This is a genomic window from Prosthecomicrobium sp. N25, from assembly GCF_037203705.1.
In the GTDB taxonomy this organism is placed as follows: Bacteria; Pseudomonadota; Alphaproteobacteria; order Rhizobiales; family Ancalomicrobiaceae; genus Prosthecodimorpha.
Genome location: NZ_JBBCAT010000002.1, coordinates 240,678 through 255,795 on the forward strand (window position 1 = coordinate 240,678; position 15,118 = coordinate 255,795).

The 15,118-nt window shown below is 71.6% G+C and carries 18 protein-coding genes and 1 pseudogene; 6 read left to right on the plus strand and 13 right to left on the minus strand.

The features are described from left to right. Positions 1 to 8 precede the first annotated feature (8 nt). Both leuS and lptE read left to right on the plus strand, forming a co-directional pair. The gene (gene leuS / locus WBG79_RS15940; RefSeq protein ID WP_337358179.1) at positions 9 to 2,633 is read left to right on the plus strand and encodes a leucine--tRNA ligase; all 2,625 of its coding nucleotides are present in this window, start codon (positions 9 to 11) and stop codon (positions 2,631 to 2,633) included. Continuing rightward, positions 2,620 to 3,159 (plus strand): LPS assembly lipoprotein LptE, encoded by a 540-nt coding sequence (lptE, locus tag WBG79_RS15945; protein WP_337358180.1) that lies wholly within the window; start codon positions 2,620 to 2,622, stop codon positions 3,157 to 3,159. Before leuS ends, lptE begins: the two co-directional genes overlap by 14 nt. Before the next feature lie 22 nt (positions 3,160 to 3,181). Here the strand turns inward: lptE and WBG79_RS15950 are convergent, their stop codons facing one another. Both WBG79_RS15950 and WBG79_RS15955 read right to left on the minus strand, forming a co-directional pair. Continuing rightward, the gene (locus WBG79_RS15950) at positions 3,182 to 3,388 is read right to left on the minus strand and encodes a DUF1737 domain-containing protein (protein ID WP_337358181.1); all 207 of its coding nucleotides are present in this window, start codon (positions 3,386 to 3,388) and stop codon (positions 3,182 to 3,184) included. Positions 3,389 to 3,459: 71 nt separating this feature from the next. Beyond that, complete coding sequence (locus tag WBG79_RS15955) at positions 3,460 to 4,350, minus strand: HpcH/HpaI aldolase/citrate lyase family protein (protein ID WP_337358182.1); 891 nt, start codon at positions 4,348 to 4,350, stop codon at positions 3,460 to 3,462. A gap of 181 nt (positions 4,351 to 4,531) precedes the next feature. On the opposite strand from WBG79_RS15955, the gene WBG79_RS15960 reads away from it, so the two are divergent. Continuing rightward, the gene (locus tag WBG79_RS15960) at positions 4,532 to 4,933 is read left to right on the plus strand and encodes a RidA family protein (RefSeq protein WP_337358780.1); all 402 of its coding nucleotides are present in this window, start codon (positions 4,532 to 4,534) and stop codon (positions 4,931 to 4,933) included. Further along, positions 4,930 to 5,592 carry a DUF2238 domain-containing protein gene (locus tag WBG79_RS15965; protein WP_337358183.1) on the plus strand — a complete coding sequence of 221 codons (663 nt, stop codon included), beginning with the start codon at positions 4,930 to 4,932 and terminating at the stop codon, positions 5,590 to 5,592. The genes WBG79_RS15960 and WBG79_RS15965 overlap by 4 nt, the downstream gene beginning before the upstream one ends. Here the strand turns inward: WBG79_RS15965 and WBG79_RS15970 are convergent. The 9 genes and pseudogenes from WBG79_RS15970 to WBG79_RS16010 all read right to left on the minus strand — a co-directional run bounded on the left by WBG79_RS15970 (position 5,570) and on the right by WBG79_RS16010 (position 11,830). Then, positions 5,570 to 6,391, minus strand: coding sequence for a class I SAM-dependent methyltransferase (locus tag WBG79_RS15970; protein ID WP_337358184.1), 822 nt, complete (start codon positions 6,389 to 6,391; stop codon positions 5,570 to 5,572). The two genes, WBG79_RS15965 and WBG79_RS15970, sit on opposite strands and share 23 nt — an antisense overlap. 98 nt (positions 6,392 to 6,489) lie before the next feature. Beyond that, positions 6,490 to 6,846: pseudogene (gene rplS, locus WBG79_RS15975) on the minus strand (50S ribosomal protein L19); the annotation flags it as partial. Between the two features lie 68 nt (positions 6,847 to 6,914). Continuing rightward, a complete protein-coding gene (trmD, locus tag WBG79_RS15980; RefSeq protein WP_337358185.1) occupies positions 6,915 to 7,652 on the minus strand; it encodes a tRNA (guanosine(37)-N1)-methyltransferase TrmD in 738 nt (245 codons plus the stop codon). Continuing rightward, positions 7,649 to 8,254 (minus strand): ribosome maturation factor RimM, encoded by a 606-nt coding sequence (gene rimM, locus WBG79_RS15985; protein ID WP_337358186.1) that lies wholly within the window; start codon positions 8,252 to 8,254, stop codon positions 7,649 to 7,651. The genes trmD and rimM overlap by 4 nt, the downstream gene beginning before the upstream one ends. A 60-nt stretch (positions 8,255 to 8,314) precedes the next feature. After that, on the minus strand, positions 8,315 to 8,665 hold the full coding sequence (gene rpsP / locus WBG79_RS15990) for a 30S ribosomal protein S16 (RefSeq protein ID WP_337358187.1): 351 nt from the start codon (positions 8,663 to 8,665) through the stop codon (positions 8,315 to 8,317). A 30-nt stretch (positions 8,666 to 8,695) separates the two neighbouring features. Continuing rightward, complete coding sequence (locus WBG79_RS15995) at positions 8,696 to 9,001, minus strand: chorismate mutase (protein ID WP_337358188.1); 306 nt, start codon at positions 8,999 to 9,001, stop codon at positions 8,696 to 8,698. A gap of 10 nt (positions 9,002 to 9,011) precedes the next feature. Then, positions 9,012 to 10,580 carry a signal recognition particle protein gene (ffh, locus tag WBG79_RS16000; protein WP_337358189.1) on the minus strand — a complete coding sequence of 523 codons (1,569 nt, stop codon included), beginning with the start codon at positions 10,578 to 10,580 and terminating at the stop codon, positions 9,012 to 9,014. A 255-nt stretch (positions 10,581 to 10,835) separates the two neighbouring features. After that, positions 10,836 to 11,234, minus strand: coding sequence for a carboxymuconolactone decarboxylase family protein (locus WBG79_RS16005; RefSeq protein ID WP_337358190.1), 399 nt, complete (start codon positions 11,232 to 11,234; stop codon positions 10,836 to 10,838). Between the two features lie 11 nt (positions 11,235 to 11,245). Beyond that, on the minus strand, positions 11,246 to 11,830 hold the full coding sequence (locus tag WBG79_RS16010) for an AprI/Inh family metalloprotease inhibitor (RefSeq protein ID WP_337358191.1): 585 nt from the start codon (positions 11,828 to 11,830) through the stop codon (positions 11,246 to 11,248). A 386-nt stretch (positions 11,831 to 12,216) separates the two neighbouring features. Here WBG79_RS16010 and WBG79_RS16015 point away from each other — a divergent pair, with 386 nt between their 5' ends. Both WBG79_RS16015 and WBG79_RS16020 read left to right on the plus strand, forming a co-directional pair. Then, positions 12,217 to 12,783: a GNAT family N-acetyltransferase gene (locus tag WBG79_RS16015; protein WP_337358192.1), complete on the plus strand. Its 567-nt coding sequence runs from the start codon at positions 12,217 to 12,219 to the stop codon at positions 12,781 to 12,783. Between the two features lie 173 nt (positions 12,784 to 12,956). Continuing rightward, the gene (locus tag WBG79_RS16020; protein WP_337358193.1) at positions 12,957 to 13,490 is read left to right on the plus strand and encodes a GNAT family N-acetyltransferase; all 534 of its coding nucleotides are present in this window, start codon (positions 12,957 to 12,959) and stop codon (positions 13,488 to 13,490) included. An 11-nt stretch (positions 13,491 to 13,501) separates the two neighbouring features. On the opposite strand, the gene WBG79_RS16025 is transcribed toward WBG79_RS16020, so the two are convergent. Then, on the minus strand, positions 13,502 to 14,401 hold the full coding sequence (locus WBG79_RS16025; protein WP_337358194.1) for an NAD-dependent epimerase/dehydratase family protein: 900 nt from the start codon (positions 14,399 to 14,401) through the stop codon (positions 13,502 to 13,504). Next, on the minus strand, positions 14,398 to 15,051 hold the full coding sequence (locus WBG79_RS16030; protein WP_337358195.1) for a peroxidase-related enzyme: 654 nt from the start codon (positions 15,049 to 15,051) through the stop codon (positions 14,398 to 14,400). Before WBG79_RS16030 ends, WBG79_RS16025 begins: the two co-directional genes overlap by 4 nt. Positions 15,052 to 15,118: the final 67 nt, after the last annotated feature.

Genomic DNA, 15,118 nt, shown 5'->3' on the forward strand with positions numbered 1-15,118 from the left:
CAGATCCCATGGCGAGCGAGCGCTACAATCCCCGCGAGGCGGAACCGAAGTGGCAGAGGGCCTGGGAGGCGGCCGAGGTGTTCCGGACGCTCAACGACGATCCGCGGCCCAAATACTACGTGCTCGAGATGTTTCCCTATCCGTCGGGGCGCATCCACATGGGGCACGTGCGCAACTACACCATGGGCGACGTGGTGGCACGCTACAAGCGGGCCCGCGGCTTCAACGTGCTGCACCCGATGGGCTGGGACGCCTTCGGGCTGCCGGCCGAGAACGCCGCCATCCAGAACAAGGTCCACCCGGCCAAATGGACCTACGAGAACATCGCCACCATGAAGGCGCAGCTGAAGTCGATGGGGCTCTCCCTGGACTGGGCGCGCGAGGTGGCGACCTGCGACCCGAGCTACTATCGGCACCAGCAGAAGATGTTCACGGACTTCTTCAAGGCCGGGCTGGTCTACCGCTCCAAGTCGAAGGTGAACTGGGACCCGGTCGACATGACCGTGCTCGCCAACGAGCAGGTGGTCGACGGCCGCGGCTGGCGCTCCGGCGCGGTCGTCGAGCAGCGCGAGCTGGAGCAGTGGAAATTCAGGATCACGGCCTATTCGGACGAGCTCCTGTCCGCGCTCGACACGCTGGACCGCTGGCCCGACAAGGTGCGCCTGATGCAGCGCAACTGGATCGGCAAGTCGGAGGGCATGCGGGTCCGCTTCGAGCTCGTCGAGCCGGCGCCGAACGGCGACCGGACGCTGGAGATCTTCACGACGCGGGCCGACACGCTGTTCGGCGCGAGCTTCATGGCGATCGCGCCCGACCATCCGCTGGCGAAGGCCTGCGGGGCGCAGGACCCCGGCCTCGCCGCCTTCCAGGAGAAGTGCCGGCAGATGGGCACGTCCGTGGCGGTCCTGGAGACGGCCGAGAAGGAGGGCTACGACACGGGCCTGAAGGTCCGCCATCCGTTCCTGCCGGAGGTGGAGCTCACCGTCTATGTCGCCAACTTCATCCTGATGGACTACGGCACCGGCGCCATCTTCGGCTGCCCGGCGCACGACCAGCGCGACCTGGACTTCGCCCGCAAGTACGGGCTGAAGGTCATCCCGGTCGTGCTGCCGCCGGCGGCCGATCCTACCAGCTTCACGATCGACGACACGGCCTATGACGGGGACGGGACGCTGTTCAACTCCGCCTTCATGGACGGGCTCCCGATCGAGGCCGCCAAGGAGGCGGTGGCGCGGCGGCTGGAGACGACGGACCTGCACGGCGCCCCGCAGGGCACCCGGCAGGTGAACTACCGCCTGCGCGACTGGCTGATCTCCCGCCAGCGCTACTGGGGCTGCCCGATCCCGATGATCCACTGCGAGGCCTGCGGGGTGGTACCCGTGCCGGAGCAGGATCTGCCGGTGCGGCTGCCCGAGGACGCGACCTTCGACCGGCCCGGCAACCCGCTCGACCACCACCCGACGTGGAAGCACGTCGCCTGCCCGTCCTGCGGGGGGCGGGCGCGGCGCGAGACGGACACGATGGACACCTTCGTGGACTCGTCCTGGTACTTCGCGCGCTTCACCGACCCGTGGAACGAGACCGCGCCGACGACCCGCTCGGCGGTCGACGGCTGGCTGCCGGTCGACCAGTATATCGGCGGGATCGAGCACGCGATCCTGCACCTGCTCTACTCGCGCTTCTTCACCCGCGCCATGCGGGCGACCGGGCATGCGGGGTTGGACGAGCCCTTCGCGGGGCTGTTCACCCAGGGCATGGTGGTGCACGAGACCTACCGGGGGCCGGACGGCGCCTGGGTGTCGCCCGCGGAGGTCGAGATCACGGAGGCGGACGGCAAGCGCTCCGCCCGGCTGAAGGCGACGGGCGGGCCGGTCGAGATCGGCGGCATCGAGAAGATGTCGAAGTCCAAGAAGAACACGGTGGACCCGTCGGAGATCATCGGCGGCTGGGGCGCGGACACGGCGCGCTGGTTCATGCTGTCCGACAGCCCGCCGGAGCGCGACGTGATCTGGACGGAGGCCGGGGCCGAGGGCGCGCACCGCTTCGTGCAGCGGATCTGGCGGATGGTCGGCGAGGCCCTGCCCTTCGTGTCCGGCGGCGCGCCGGCACTTCCGGCCGACCTCTCGGCGGCGGGTCTGGCGGTGCGCAAGGCGGCGCACAAGACCCTGGTGGCGGTCGAGGACGACATCGAGAAGCTGGCGTTCAACCGGGCGGTCGCGCGCATCTACGAGCTCGCCAACACGCTCCAGAAGGCGCTCGCGGATGGCGGGGCCGGCTCGGATCCGGGGCTCGCGGCGGCCCTCCACGAGGCCTTCGACATCCTGGTGCGGATCATCGCGCCGATGATGCCGCATCTCGCCGAGGAATGCTGGCAGGCGATGGGCCGCGAGGGGCTGATCGCCACCCTGGGCTGGCCGGTGGCGGACCGGACGCTGACGGTCGACGACACGATCGTGCTGCCGGTGCAGATCAACGGCAAGAAGCGGGCGGAGTTGACTGTGGCGCGCGAGGCGGGCGAGGCTGAGGTGCGGGCCGCGACGCTGGCGCTCGACGCGGTGGTGGCCGCGCTCGGCGGCAATCCGCCCAAGAAGGTGATCGTGGTGCCGCAGAGGATCGTGAATGTGGTGGCCTGACCGGACCGTCCGACCCCGCCGCCTCGCAGGTCCCGCAGCCCTGCTGGCCGCGGCCCTGGCGCTTGGCGCCTGCTCGGACATCCGACCGCTCTACGGCACCACGGCGGCCGGCGACACGACGGTCGCGCGCCTCGCCTCGATCGACCTGAAGCTCGTGGACAGCCGCGTCAGCCAGAGGGTCCGCAACGAGCTGGTGTTCGCCTTCTACGGCGGGGGCGAGCCGGCCAAGCCGGCCTACAGGCTCGACCTGCGCGTCACGGACAGCTCGATCCCGGTCGGCATCGAGCGGACGGAGAGCACGCCGGCGGCCTACCTGGTGCAGCTCAATGCCAGCTTCACGCTCGTCGATCTCGCCTCCGGCACGACGATCCTGACCGGCAACAGCTTCGCCAACGCGTCCTACGACTTCTCCCAGCAGCGCTTCGCCAACGTGCGGGCGCAGCGCGACGCGGAGAACCGGGCGGCGACCCAGATCGCGGCCGACATCCGCACCAAGATCGCCGCCTGGCTGGCCACCCACTCGTGAGCGGGGCCGGCCGAGGCCGGAGTCAGTGGTCGGAGAGGACGACGTCGTCCGTGTAGTCGACCCCGGGGACCTCCTTGACGATCGGCTGGCCGCAGATGACGCGGCCCTTGACGGGGTCGAAGGTCAGGGTCGGCTGACCGGCGAGGTCCCAGCCCTTGTTCAGGGCGGCGGTGACGCGCTTGCAGAAGGCGGCGTCGTCGGGGCCGGTCAGATATCGGTAGAGCTTCATCGGACACTCGGCGAAGGGGACGGGCGGCGCGCAGCCTCGGGCACCGTCGGGGCCGGGTCAAGCCCCGCGAATCACGCCGCGGCCGGGGTGGCGGTCAGGCCGCGGGCGGCCGCCAGGGTGCGCTTGGCCATCTCGGCATGCAGCAGCTCGACCATCCGGCCCTCGACCGTGATGACGCCCTTGCCGGCGTTCTCGGGCAGCGCGAAGGCGGCGACGATCTTCTCGGCCCAGGCGACCTCGGTGGCGGAGGGCGAGAAGACCTCGTTGGCGACGGCGATCTGCCTGGGGTGGATCAGCGTCTTGCCGTCCATCCCGAGATCGCGGCCCTGGGCGCATTCCTCGCGAAAGCCCTCCAGGTCGTCGAAGTCGTTGTAGACGCCGTCGATCACGTCGAGGCCGTGGGCGCGGGCGGCCTGCACGGTCAGGGACAGCCAGGTGATCATGGGCAGCCGGCCCTTGACGAGGCGGGCGCGGGTCTCCTTGGCGAGGTCGTTGGTGCCGAGCACCATGGCGGCGAAGCGCCGGCCGGCCGGCACGCCGACCGCGGCGGCGATCGGGGCGGCATTGAGGATCCCCATCGGGGTCTCCATCATGGCCCAGATGCGGGTCTCGGAGGGCGCGCCGTTCATGTCCAGGAAGTCGCCGACCTGGTGGATGTCCTCGGCGAAGCTCACCTTCGGGACCAGGATCGCGTGCGGCCCGGCCGCCGCGGCGGCCTTGAGATCGGCCTTGCCCCAGGGGGTGTCGAGGCCGTTGATGCGGATGACGAGCTCGCGCTCGCCGTAGCCGCCGTCGCGCACGGCACGGCAGACCTGCTCGCGGGCGAGCTCCTTGGCGTCCGGGGCGACCGCGTCCTCCAGGTCGAGGATCAGCGCGTCGGCCTCCAGCGTCTTCGCCTTCTCGAGCGCGCGCGCGTTCGAGCCGGGCATGTAGAGCACGCTGCGCCGCGGGCGGAAGGTCATCGAGGTCTCCCCCTGTTCATGCTTCGGGCCCGGAACGCTATCGCGCGCGGCATCCTGCCGCAATGCACCATTGGGAGGGCGCGGTGCCGTCGAACGCGGCGGCGCGCGCTGCGGTTCCCCGGCTGGCCACGGCAGCCCTTTCTCGTGCAAAGTCGCGCGAACCGAGGGAGTGACCATGCCCATCGCATTCCACATGATCGCCGGGGCGCCGGAGCCGGTGGCGACGTTCAGCCATGCCACGGAGGTGGACGGGTGGGTGTTCGTCACCGGGCAGATGCCGACCGTGCCCGGGCGGCCCGACGATCCGCTGCCGGAGGGGATCGAGGCGCAGACGCGGCAGGTGATGGAGAATCTCGCAACGGTGCTGGCGGGGCTGGGGCTCTCGCTCGCGGACGTCACCATGGCGCGGGCCTACCTGACGCGGTTCGAGCGGGACTACGCGCCGTTCAACGCCGTCTACAAGCGCTTCTTCGCTGAGGGGCGCCTGCCGGCACGGACCTGCATCGGCGTGACCGCGCTCGCCAAGGGGGCGCTCGTCGAGGTCGACCTGGTGGCGCGGCGTCCCGGCGGGAGCGGCGCTTGACGGCGGCCGCGGGTGGGGGCGCGATGGGGCGGGCGGAGGGAACCGTGCTGGCGGCCGGCGTCCTCGCGGCCCTGGTCGTCTCCGGGATCGGGCCCTATGACCGGCTGACCTGGGTCCTGGAGGTGATCTGGGTGCTGGTCGGCCTGCCGCTCGCGGTCCTGACCCGCCGCGTCTTCCCGCTGACGCCGCTCCTCTACCGGCTGATGGCGCTGCACGCCGTCGTGCTGGTCGTCGGCGGCCACTACACCTACGCGCGGGTGCCGCTCGGCCTGTGGGTCGCAGACTGGTTCGACCTCGCGCGCAACCACTACGACCGGCTTGGGCATTTCCTGCAGGGCTTCGTGCCGGCGATCCTGGTGCGCGAGATCCTGTCGCGCCGGTCGCCGCTCAGGGGCTCGGCCTGGCTCGGGCCCCTTACGGTCGCCTGCTGCCTGGCCTTCAGCGCCTTCTTCGAGTTCATCGAGTGGTGGAGCGCTCTCGTCTACGGCGCCGCCGCGGATTCCTTCCTGGCGACCCAGGGGGATCCCTGGGACACGCAGTGGGACATGTTCCTGGCGTTCGTGGGGGCGACGCTCGCGGTCGCGACGCTCGGACGGGTCCACGACCGGCAGATGGCGCGGCTCGAAGGCGGCGGGGTCAGCCGGGCCGCCGCGCCCTGAGCGAATAGGCGAGCGGGAGCGACGGGCCGCCGGCGGGGAAGCGCCAGAGATCGACGCCGTCCTCGACCAGGGTCGGGTAGGCCTTCCAGGCGACGCGGTCGTGTTCGCGCAGCATCTCGAGGCGGAGGCCGGCGCCGAGGAGCGCGGTGACCACCTCGGAGATCGGGTGGGTCCATTCGTAGTTGCGGGTGTTGACGAGCGGCCGGGCGTCGCCCGTGTAGGTGTGCGTCATGTCGCTGGCGACCGGCTTTTCGGGCGGGTCCCGCCAGGGATAGGTCGGGGTCGGCACGCCGTCCCGGTCGGCGAGGGCGCCGCAGGTGATCGGATGGCTCTCGATCAGGTAGAGGTAGCCGCCGGGGCGGAGCAGGCGGGCCACCACGGCGGCCCAGCGCTCGATGTCGGGCAGCCAGTTGAGGGCGCCCCAGCCGGTGAAGACCCTGTCGTAGGTCTCGCCGGGCCGGTCGGGGGCCGCGTAGACGTCGCCCTCGACGAAGCGCACGTCGGGCCGGCCGGCGCGGCGGGCGAAGTCGCGGGCCGCCTCGATGGCCTTGGGCGAGAAGTCCAGGCCGGTGGCGCGGGCGCCGAAGTGGGCGAGGCTGATCGTGTCGAGGCCGATGTGGCACTGGAGGTGGACCAGGTCGAGGCCCCGGACGTCGCCGATCTCCGCCGCTTCGATGGCGTGCAGGCTGGACCGGCCGGCAAGGACGTCGGCGATGCGGTAGGACCCGGTCCGGTCGGTCGCGTGCAGGCCGGCGCGCTCGTCCCAGTTCAGGCGGTTGGCTTCGAGACGAGGATCCATGGCGCGCGCCCCTTCGGCTCCAGACAACGAAAAAGGCCGGAGAACCGGCCTTGATCGAACCTTCGCGAGGCGGACGGGACGGATCAGGCCGTCTTCTTGTCCTGCTTCTCGACGATGCGGGCCGCCTTGCCGGTCAGGCCGCGCAGGTAATAGAGCTTGGCGCGGCGGACCTTGCCGCGGCGGACGACGTCGACGGACTCGATCAGGGGCGTGTAGACGGGGAACACGCGCTCGACGCCCTCGCCGTACGAGATCTTGCGGACCGTGAAGCTCTCGTTCAGGCCCGAGCCGGAGCGGGCGATGCAGACGCCCTCGTAGGCCTGCACGCGGGTGCGGTTGCCTTCGACGACGCGGACGTTGACGCGGACCGTGTCGCCCGGGGCGAAGTCCGGGATGGAGCGCTTCTCGGCGATGGCCGACATCTGCTCGGCTTCGAGCTGATCGATGATGTTCATGGGTGCACCTGTCTCAGAAGTTGGCGTTGCCTATACTCGATGTCGGACCGCTTGTCATGTCCCCGTCGTCATCTCCGGGGCCCGGGACCGGCGGCTTTGCTTTCGCGGCCCTCGCGGGCCCGATGGTCCGCCCAGAGGTCCGGCCGGCGCTCGGCCGTGATCGCCTCCGACGCCCTGCGGCGCCAGTTCGCGATCCGGCCGTGGTCGCCGGAGGTCAGGACCTCCGGGATCGTCCGCCCCTCCCAGACCTGCGGCCTGGTGTAGTGCGGGTATTCCAGGAGCCCGGCCTCGAAGCTCTCCTCCGCGCCGGACTCGGTCTTGCCCATCACGCCCGGCAGGAGCCGGACGACCGCGTCGAGGAGCACCTGCGCGGCCGGCTCGCCGCCGGAGAGGACGTAGTCGCCGATCGAGACCTCGGTCAGCGCGCGGCCCTCGATCAGCCGCTCGTCGACCCCCTCGAAGCGGCCGCAGAGCACCACCACGCCGGGGCCGCCCGCGAGCTCGCGGACGAAATCCTGGCGGAGCGGGCGCCCGCGCGGGCTCATCAGCAGGCGCGGCCTCGGGTCCTCTGGACCCGCCACCGCGTCGAGCGCCCGGGCGGTGACGTCGCAGCGCATCACCATGCCGGGCCCGCCGCCCGCCGGGGTGTCGTCGACGCTCCGATGCCGGTCCGTCGCGAAGTCCCGGATGTCGGCCACGTCGAGCGACCAGAGGCCGTTCGCGAGCGCCTTGCCGGAGAGCGACAGGCCGAGAGGGCCCGGGAACATCTCCGGATAGAGCGTCAGGACCGAGGCCCGGAACGTCACGACGCCACCTCCCCGCCCGGCCCCGGCGCGGCCGCCGGCGGGTGCCGGCGACGCTTGCGGGGGGCGGGCTTCGGCTCCGCCTCGTCCGAGCCGCCCCCGAAGAGGCCTTCGGGCGGGGCGATCACGACGCGGCCGCCGGCCAGGTCCACCACGGGCGCGAAGGCCCGGGTGAAGGGGAGGTAGACGGTCGAGCCCTCGGGCGGCTGGATCTCCAGGAGATCGCCCGCGCCGAAATTCGCCACCGCAAGGATCGTCCCGTGGACCGTCCCGTCCGCGTCTTCCGCCCTCAGGCCGATCAGGTCCGAGTGGTAGAAGGTCTCCTCGTCGTCGGTCGCGGGGAGGGCCTCGCGGTCGACGAAGAGGCGGGTGCCGTTCAGCGCCTCGGCGGCGTTGCGGTCCGGCACCTCGCGGAACTTCACCACCAGCACCGTGTCGTTCGGGCGGAGCCGCTGGACCGTCAGGGTCCGGCTGCCGTCCTCCGAGGCGAGCGGGCCGTAGTCGGCGAGGGCCTCCATGGGCTCGGTGAAGGACTTCACCCGCACCTCGCCCCGGATGCCGTGGGCGGCGCCGATCTGTCCGACGAGGATGCGCTTCTCGGCCATGCGGGTCGGCGGTCCTGACGTGTCGATCGGTTGCGGGCCGGGAGAGGCGGGCCCCTGCGCTTACTCGGCGGCTTCGGCCGACTTGGCGGCCTTGGCGGCGGCGCGCTCCTGGGCCTTCTTGCCCGGCACGGCCTTCTCGGGGTTGTTGTGCGCCTCGCGGGTGGCGAGGCCGGCGTCGGACAGGAAGCGCAGGACGCGGTCGGTCGGCTGGGCGCCGACGGAGAGCCAGTGCTGCAGCCGCTCGGTGACGAGCGTGACGCGCTCGGCGGAGTCCTTGGCGAGCATCGGATTGTAGGTGCCGACCTTCTCGATGAAGCGGCCGTCGCGGGGCGAGCGGGCGTCGGCGACGACGATCCGGTAGTAGGGCCGCTTCTTGGTGCCGCCGCGGGCGAGACGGATCTTCAGGGACATGCGTCTTCTCCTTAGTCGATGGACTGGAATTCAGGATCGGGAGTCGCGGATGGCTTCGTGGTGGCGGATGACCTCCTTCACCACGAAGGCCAGGAACTTCTCGGCGAAGTCCGGGTCGAGCCGGGCGTCGGCGGCGAGCCGGCGCAGGCGGGCGATCTGCTCGGCCTCGCGGCCGGGGTCGGCGGGGGGCAGCCCATGGGTCGCCTTCAGGTGGCCGACCGCCTGGGTGCACTTGAAGCGCTCGGCGAGCAGGTGCACGAGCGCGGCGTCGATGTTGTCGATCGACTCGCGCAGGCGCTTCAGCTCGGGGACCACGCCGGTGGCCAGGTCGGTCATCGCGGGGCTCTCACTTCTTCTTGCCGAGGCCGGGGAAGCCGCCGGGCAGGCCGCCCGGACCCTTCGGGCCGGGGAAGCCGGGGCCCTTGGGCAGGCCGGGGAAGCCGGGCGGAAGGCCGGCGCCGCCCAATCCCCCCGGGGGCAGGCCGGGCGGGAGGCCCGGAGCGCCGCCGGGCGGCATCGGGAGCTGGCCGGACCTGGCGAGCTCCTCGAGCTGGGCCGGGTCGATCTGGGGGCCGCCGCCGAAAAGGGAGCCGAGCCCGCCGAGCAGGCCGCCCTTCTTCTTGCCCATCATCTTCATCATGTCGGCCATCTGGCGGTGCATCTTGAGCAGCCGGTTGATGTCCTCGACGCGCGTCCCCGACCCGGCCGCCACGCGGCGCTTGCGCGATGCGTTGAGGAGCTCGGGCTTGGAGCGCTCCTTCTTCGTCATGGAGGTGATGATGGCGATCTGGCGCTTGATGATGCGGTCGTCGAGGGCGGCGGCGTCGAGCTGCTTGGCCATCTTCCCCATGCCGGGAAGCATGCCCATGATGCCCTTCATGCCGCCGAGCTTCTGCATCTGGCGAAGCTGGTCGGCGAAATCGTCCAGGTCGAACAGGCCCTTCTGCATCCGCTGGGCCGCCTTGGCGGCCTTCTGGATGTCGAGCTCCTGGGCGGCCTTCTCGACGAGAGCGACGATGTCGCCCATGCCGAGGATGCGGCCGGCGATCCGCTTCGGGTCGAAGTCCTCGAGGGCGTCGGCCTTCTCGCCGACGCCGATGAGCTTGATCGGCTTGCCGGTGACGGCGCGCATGGAGAGCGCCGCGCCGCCGCGGCCGTCGCCGTCCATGCGGGTCAGAACGATGCCGGTGATGCCGACGCGCTCGTCGAAGGATTTCGCCAGGTTGACGGCGTCCTGGCCGGTCAGTGCGTCGGCGACGAGCAGGATCTCGTGCGGCTTCGCCACCCGCTTGATCTCGGCCATCTCGAGCATGAGCTGCTCGTCGATGTGGATGCGGCCGGCGGTGTCGAGGATCACCACGTCGTAGCCGCCGAGGCGGCCGGCCGTCATGGCCCGGTTGGCGATCTGGGTCGGGGTCTCGCCGGCGACGATCGGCAGGGTGTCGACCCCGTTCTGCTCGCCGAGGACGCGGAGCTGCTCCTGGGCGGCGGGACGGCGGGTGTCGAGGGAGGCGAGGAGGACCTTGCGGCGGGCCCTCTGGACCAGCCGGAGGCCGATCTTGGCGGTGGTAGTCGTCTTGCCCGAGCCCTGCAGGCCGACCATCATGATCGCTACCGGCGCGGGCGCGTTCAGGTCGATCGGGTCCGCGTCGTGGCCGAGCATCTCGACCAGGGTGTCGTGGACGATCTTGATGACCTGCTGGCCGGGGGTGACGGAGCGGATCACCTCGTGGCCGACCGCGCGGGCGCGCACCTTGTCGGTGAAGGACTTCACCACGTCGAGGGCGACGTCGGCCTCCAGCAGGGCGCGGCGCACCTCGCGCATGGCGGCGCCGACGTCCTCCTCGGTCAGCGCGCCGCGGCGGGTCAGCTTGTCCAATATGCCGGACAGGCGTTCCGAAAGGCTCTCGAACATCCGCGTTCCGTCTCTCTGGCTCGATCCGAAGGGCACCCTCGAGCGATGGGCGGACCCTTCAGATGGGCTCCCGTCCGGCCCCTGTCGAGCGATGCGCCCAAACGGTTTCGCGCCCGCGGGCGCAACGCGCTGGCGGGCGTGGACCTCCGGGATCACGGTCCCGGTCGGCGGATCATCGTCGACGGTGTCGGCGAGAGGTGCGGGTTTCTAGGCGGGATCGGGCCGCGGGTCAAGCTTTTCGGCGCTGGCGGCCGGTCAGCGGACCTGGAAGACCTCGTCGACGGGCACCTGCAGGGCGGTGACGAGCCGGTTCGTCTCGGCCGCCATGCCGATCACGGCGTGAAGCTCCATCAGCTCGGCCTCGGTCACGCCCTTGGCGCGCGCGGCGGCGGTATGGGAGTGAATGCAGTACTCGCAGCCGTGTGCCACCGAGACCGCGATGTAGATCAGCTCCTTGACCTTGGGGTCGAGGACGCCGGGGCCCATCACCTCCTTGAGCGATTCCCAGGTGCGCCGCAGGGTCTTCGGGTCATGCGCGAGGGCGCGCCAGAAGTTGTTGACGAAGTCGGACCGGCGGGTCGCCCGGATGTCGTCGAGGACGGCGCGGGACTCCGGCGGCATCTCGTCGTCGGCGAGGAGGCGGACGGTCGGCATGGCGGCACCGGTCAGCGCGAGAGGGTAACGGACTGGCGTTCCGCGGTCTGGCCGCTGAAGCGCTCGGCGCCGGCGCCGTAGAGGGTCGCCACCGTGGAGCCGTCGGCGCCCTTGAGCGACACCTGCTTGCCGGACAGGTCCCAGGCGGAAATCTTCTGCAGCTGCGGGGTGTTGCAGCCGCGGGTGGTGGCACGGTAGCCGCCCGACCAGGTGGTCAGCGTCATGAAGAGCTGGCAGTTGTCGCCCCCGGAGGCGATCTTCCACCCGCCGAGCAGGTCGGTACGGCCGACCGCGACAGCGCGCTCGGCGCTGGCCTCGGCCGAGGCGGGCGCCGGGGCCGCCAGGGCCGGGGGCACGCCCGCGACGGCGTCGCCGGGCGGGGGCACGGGGGCGCCGGCGGCCGGTTGCTCGCCGGGGACGGGCGGCAGGGGCTGCAGGTCGCCCTGGGTCACGACGGGCTTGGTGGGGGCGGCGGGCAGGGGTTCGTAGCGGGCCTGCGGCTGCGCGCCGCCGAAGTCGCCCAGGCCCACGCGGCCGCAGCCGGCGAGGAGGCCGACGCCGACCAGCGAGAGGGTGAACCCGACGAATCGCATCATGAAGTCCGCTCCGCAGCCGAAAATCCGGCACTCCCTTACAACAACGCCGGGGCGCGCGCACGGGCCCGATAACGGGGAGGTGACCGGAAGGGCCGCCTTCTGGGCCCGGTTCGTGGCGTTTTTCCGGTCCTGTGGCCAAATCGGCGGCACCGGCTGGCGCCAGAGCCGGCTCGCCGGTGTCATGATCCTGCCCTATATTGCAGTGCAGCATGGTCTTGCGCGCGTCGCGGGCCGGGACCTGACCCCGGCCCCCGGGGGCGCAAGACGGCGCCGCCGCGTCCGCGACCTGACCGCGGGCGGGACGGTGCGACCCACACGCGACAACCACGACCGCCGGTCCGGCCCGAAGCCTCGCGGGTCCGCCGGAGGGAAGAGGAGTCCCCATCATGAAGACCAAGACCGAAGGCTCGGTCCGCAAGCTCTGGGTCGCCGACCTGGAGGCGTTCCGTGCCCACCTCCTGCGCCTCGATCCCCACAGCCGCCACGCGCGGTTCGGGATGGGCGCATCGGACGATTTCGTCCGCCGATATGCGGAGACGAGCTTCTCGCTCGACACCATCATCCACGGCCAGTTTGACGGCGATCGCATCGTCGGAGCCGGCGAACTGCGCCTGCTCGGCCGCAGCCGGACGGAGGCGGAAGCCGCCTTCAGCGTCGAGCGGGACCGGCAGGCGCGCGGGGTCGGCTCGCTCCTGATGGAGCGGACGCTGCTGACCGCGCAAAACCGCGGGATCCGCTGCGTCTACATGAACTGCCTCGCCTCCAACCGGCAGATGCAGCGGCTCGCCCGCCGCTACGGCGCCCACCTCGAATTCGAGCCGGGGGACGTGGTCGGCCTCGTGCTGCCGCACCAGCGGACGCCGGTGTCGGTCATCAAGGAGGCGGTCTCGGACAGCTACGGCTGGGCCACCGCGATCGTCGACCTGCAGGGCCGGATGATCCGGACGGCGTGACATAAAAGCGGCACTCGCGGTTCCCCGCGGGTGCCGCCTCCATCGGGCGGCGGACGGTAAGGCTTCGTTAACCGCTCGGCCAAGATTCTGGGCCGGCACGGTTTTCGGCATTCGGCCAGGCGGCCGCCGGCCCCTCGGGGCTCCGGCGGTCGGCCACGAGGAGGCCCGGTTCGATGGACGGTACGGAACTGCGGACGATCAGGGCCTACGAGCTGGAAGCCTATCTGGAACACATGATGCGGCTCGACGGCGCCGCCCGCGCGCAGCGCTTCGCGGCCGGCGTCGACGACAATTTCGTGCTCGCGCACTGCCTGGAGATGGTCGTCTCGCGCACCGTCCTGATCGGCGCCTGGGTGGACGGGGTGCTGCGCGGCGCCGCGGAGATCGACGTCGATCATGACGGCCGGGTCGCCGAACTGTCCGTGTCGCTCGAGAAGGGCTGGCGCGGGCGTGGTCTCGGCCGCGGCCTGCTGAGCGCCGCCGTCCAGGAGGCGCGCCGCCGGTCGATCCTGCGGATCCGGCTCGACATCCCGTCCGGGGACGCCGCCCTTCTCCGCATCGCGGCGACCGCCGGCTTCGTGGCCGAAGGCGGCGGCGCCACCGTGACGCACCGCCTGGACCTCGATCCGGCCGCGCTGGCGCGGTCGGAGCCGGCCCCCGCGCCCGGGCGCTGGAATCCGTTCCGGGCCTTCGCGCGGCGCGCCTGAACGGCGGTGCCTCAGGGTCCCGCCGAGAGGCTCCTGTAGAGGTCGTCCTGCGGGGTGTAGCCGAGCAGGCGGCGCGTGGCGCCGAGATCCCAGACCATGCCGGCATTGTCCGACATGGCGTTGACGACGATGCCCGGCGCCGGCCAGGCGCCCGCCTCGGCCCGGAGCGCCTTCTCGACGACCTGCAGGAAGTCGCGGTTCGACAGCCACATGCCGCGGAACCAGGCGAGGTCGCGCTGCGCCTCGGGGTAGTCCGGCGCGGGCGACTGGTCGGCGGGCAGTCCGGTCGCGCTGATCGTCTCGGGGCGGTTCTCGCCGGGCTGGCACCAGCCGATGCGCAGGCTGACGGCGGTCAGCCGGCCGCCCGAGACCGCCGCGGCCGAGGTCAGCAGGCGCTCGCCCATGAGCTTGGAGACCGCATAGGCCGTGCCCTGGCGGGTGCGCGTGCCGTCGAACCAGGTGGTGCCCGGCCCCGGCTCCAGGTCCGTGGTGAGCCGGCCGGGGCCGATGCGGTCGGCGCGCGGCGGGTCCTTGTACTGGCCCATCACGTGGTTGGAGGTGGCGAAGACGAAGCGCTTCACGGGCCCGGCGAGCGCCGCGGCGACGAGGTTGGCGGTCATGTCGTAGGAGACGACGGACTCCTCCCAGGAGGCGTCCGGCGAGGGGTTGGCGGCGGCGAAATGGACGAGCGCATCGACGTCCGCGACCGCCCTACGCCAGCCGGGGTCTTCGGCGTCGGCGAGGTCCGCGACGCGGTAGGAGACCCGGGGATCGCCGTGGCCGGCCTCGCCCTCGGCCACGTCGACGCCGACCACCCGCTCGCACCAGCCGGTGCCGAGGAGGTGGGCGATCAGCTTCTGTCCGAGGTTCCCCGCCGCCCCGGTCACCAGAACCGACTTGACGCCGCTCATCGGGCCGCCTCCCCGGAGCCGGCCCCGCGCGAGCGGCCGTGATACGCCGCGTTCGGGCGCATGTCGGTCGCGATGGCGACCCGGTTCGACATGTTGAAGAAGCCCACCACGGCGGCGATGTCCCAGAGGTCGCGGTCCGAGAAACCGGCGGCGCGCAGGGCCTCTCGGTCGGCCTCGATGACGGCCTGCGGCGTCTCGGTCAGCTTCCAGGCGAAGTCCAGCATGGCGACGTGGCGCGGGGCGAGCCGCGCGGCGCGGTAGTTCATCACCATGAGTTCGCCGAGCACCGGGTCGCCCGAGAGCTGGCGGACCGCCTGGCCATGGGCGGTCAGGCAGTAGTAGCAGCGGTTCACGCTCGAGACGACGACCGCGATCATCTCGCGTTCGAGCTTGGAGAGGCCGGAGGGCGCCAGCATCAGGTCGTTGTACATGGCTGCGAAGGCCTTGAGCTTGGCGAGGTCGTGCGCGTAGGCGACCAGCACGTTGGGAACGAAGCCGATCTTCTCCATGCACTTCTCGAAGTAGGCCCGGATCTCGTCGTCCAGGTCCGCCGGATCGAGTGCCAATGCGATCGGCCGCTCCGGGCGTCCCTCGGCGTCGACCGCCTGATCGGACGGAGCGAGCCCCGCCTGCCTGTCCTGCTTCGCCATTGTGGCGCTCCTCCTCCACCCGTCGTCGAGCGAGGGAGGAGACGGCGAAGCGGGCCGACTTGCAAGG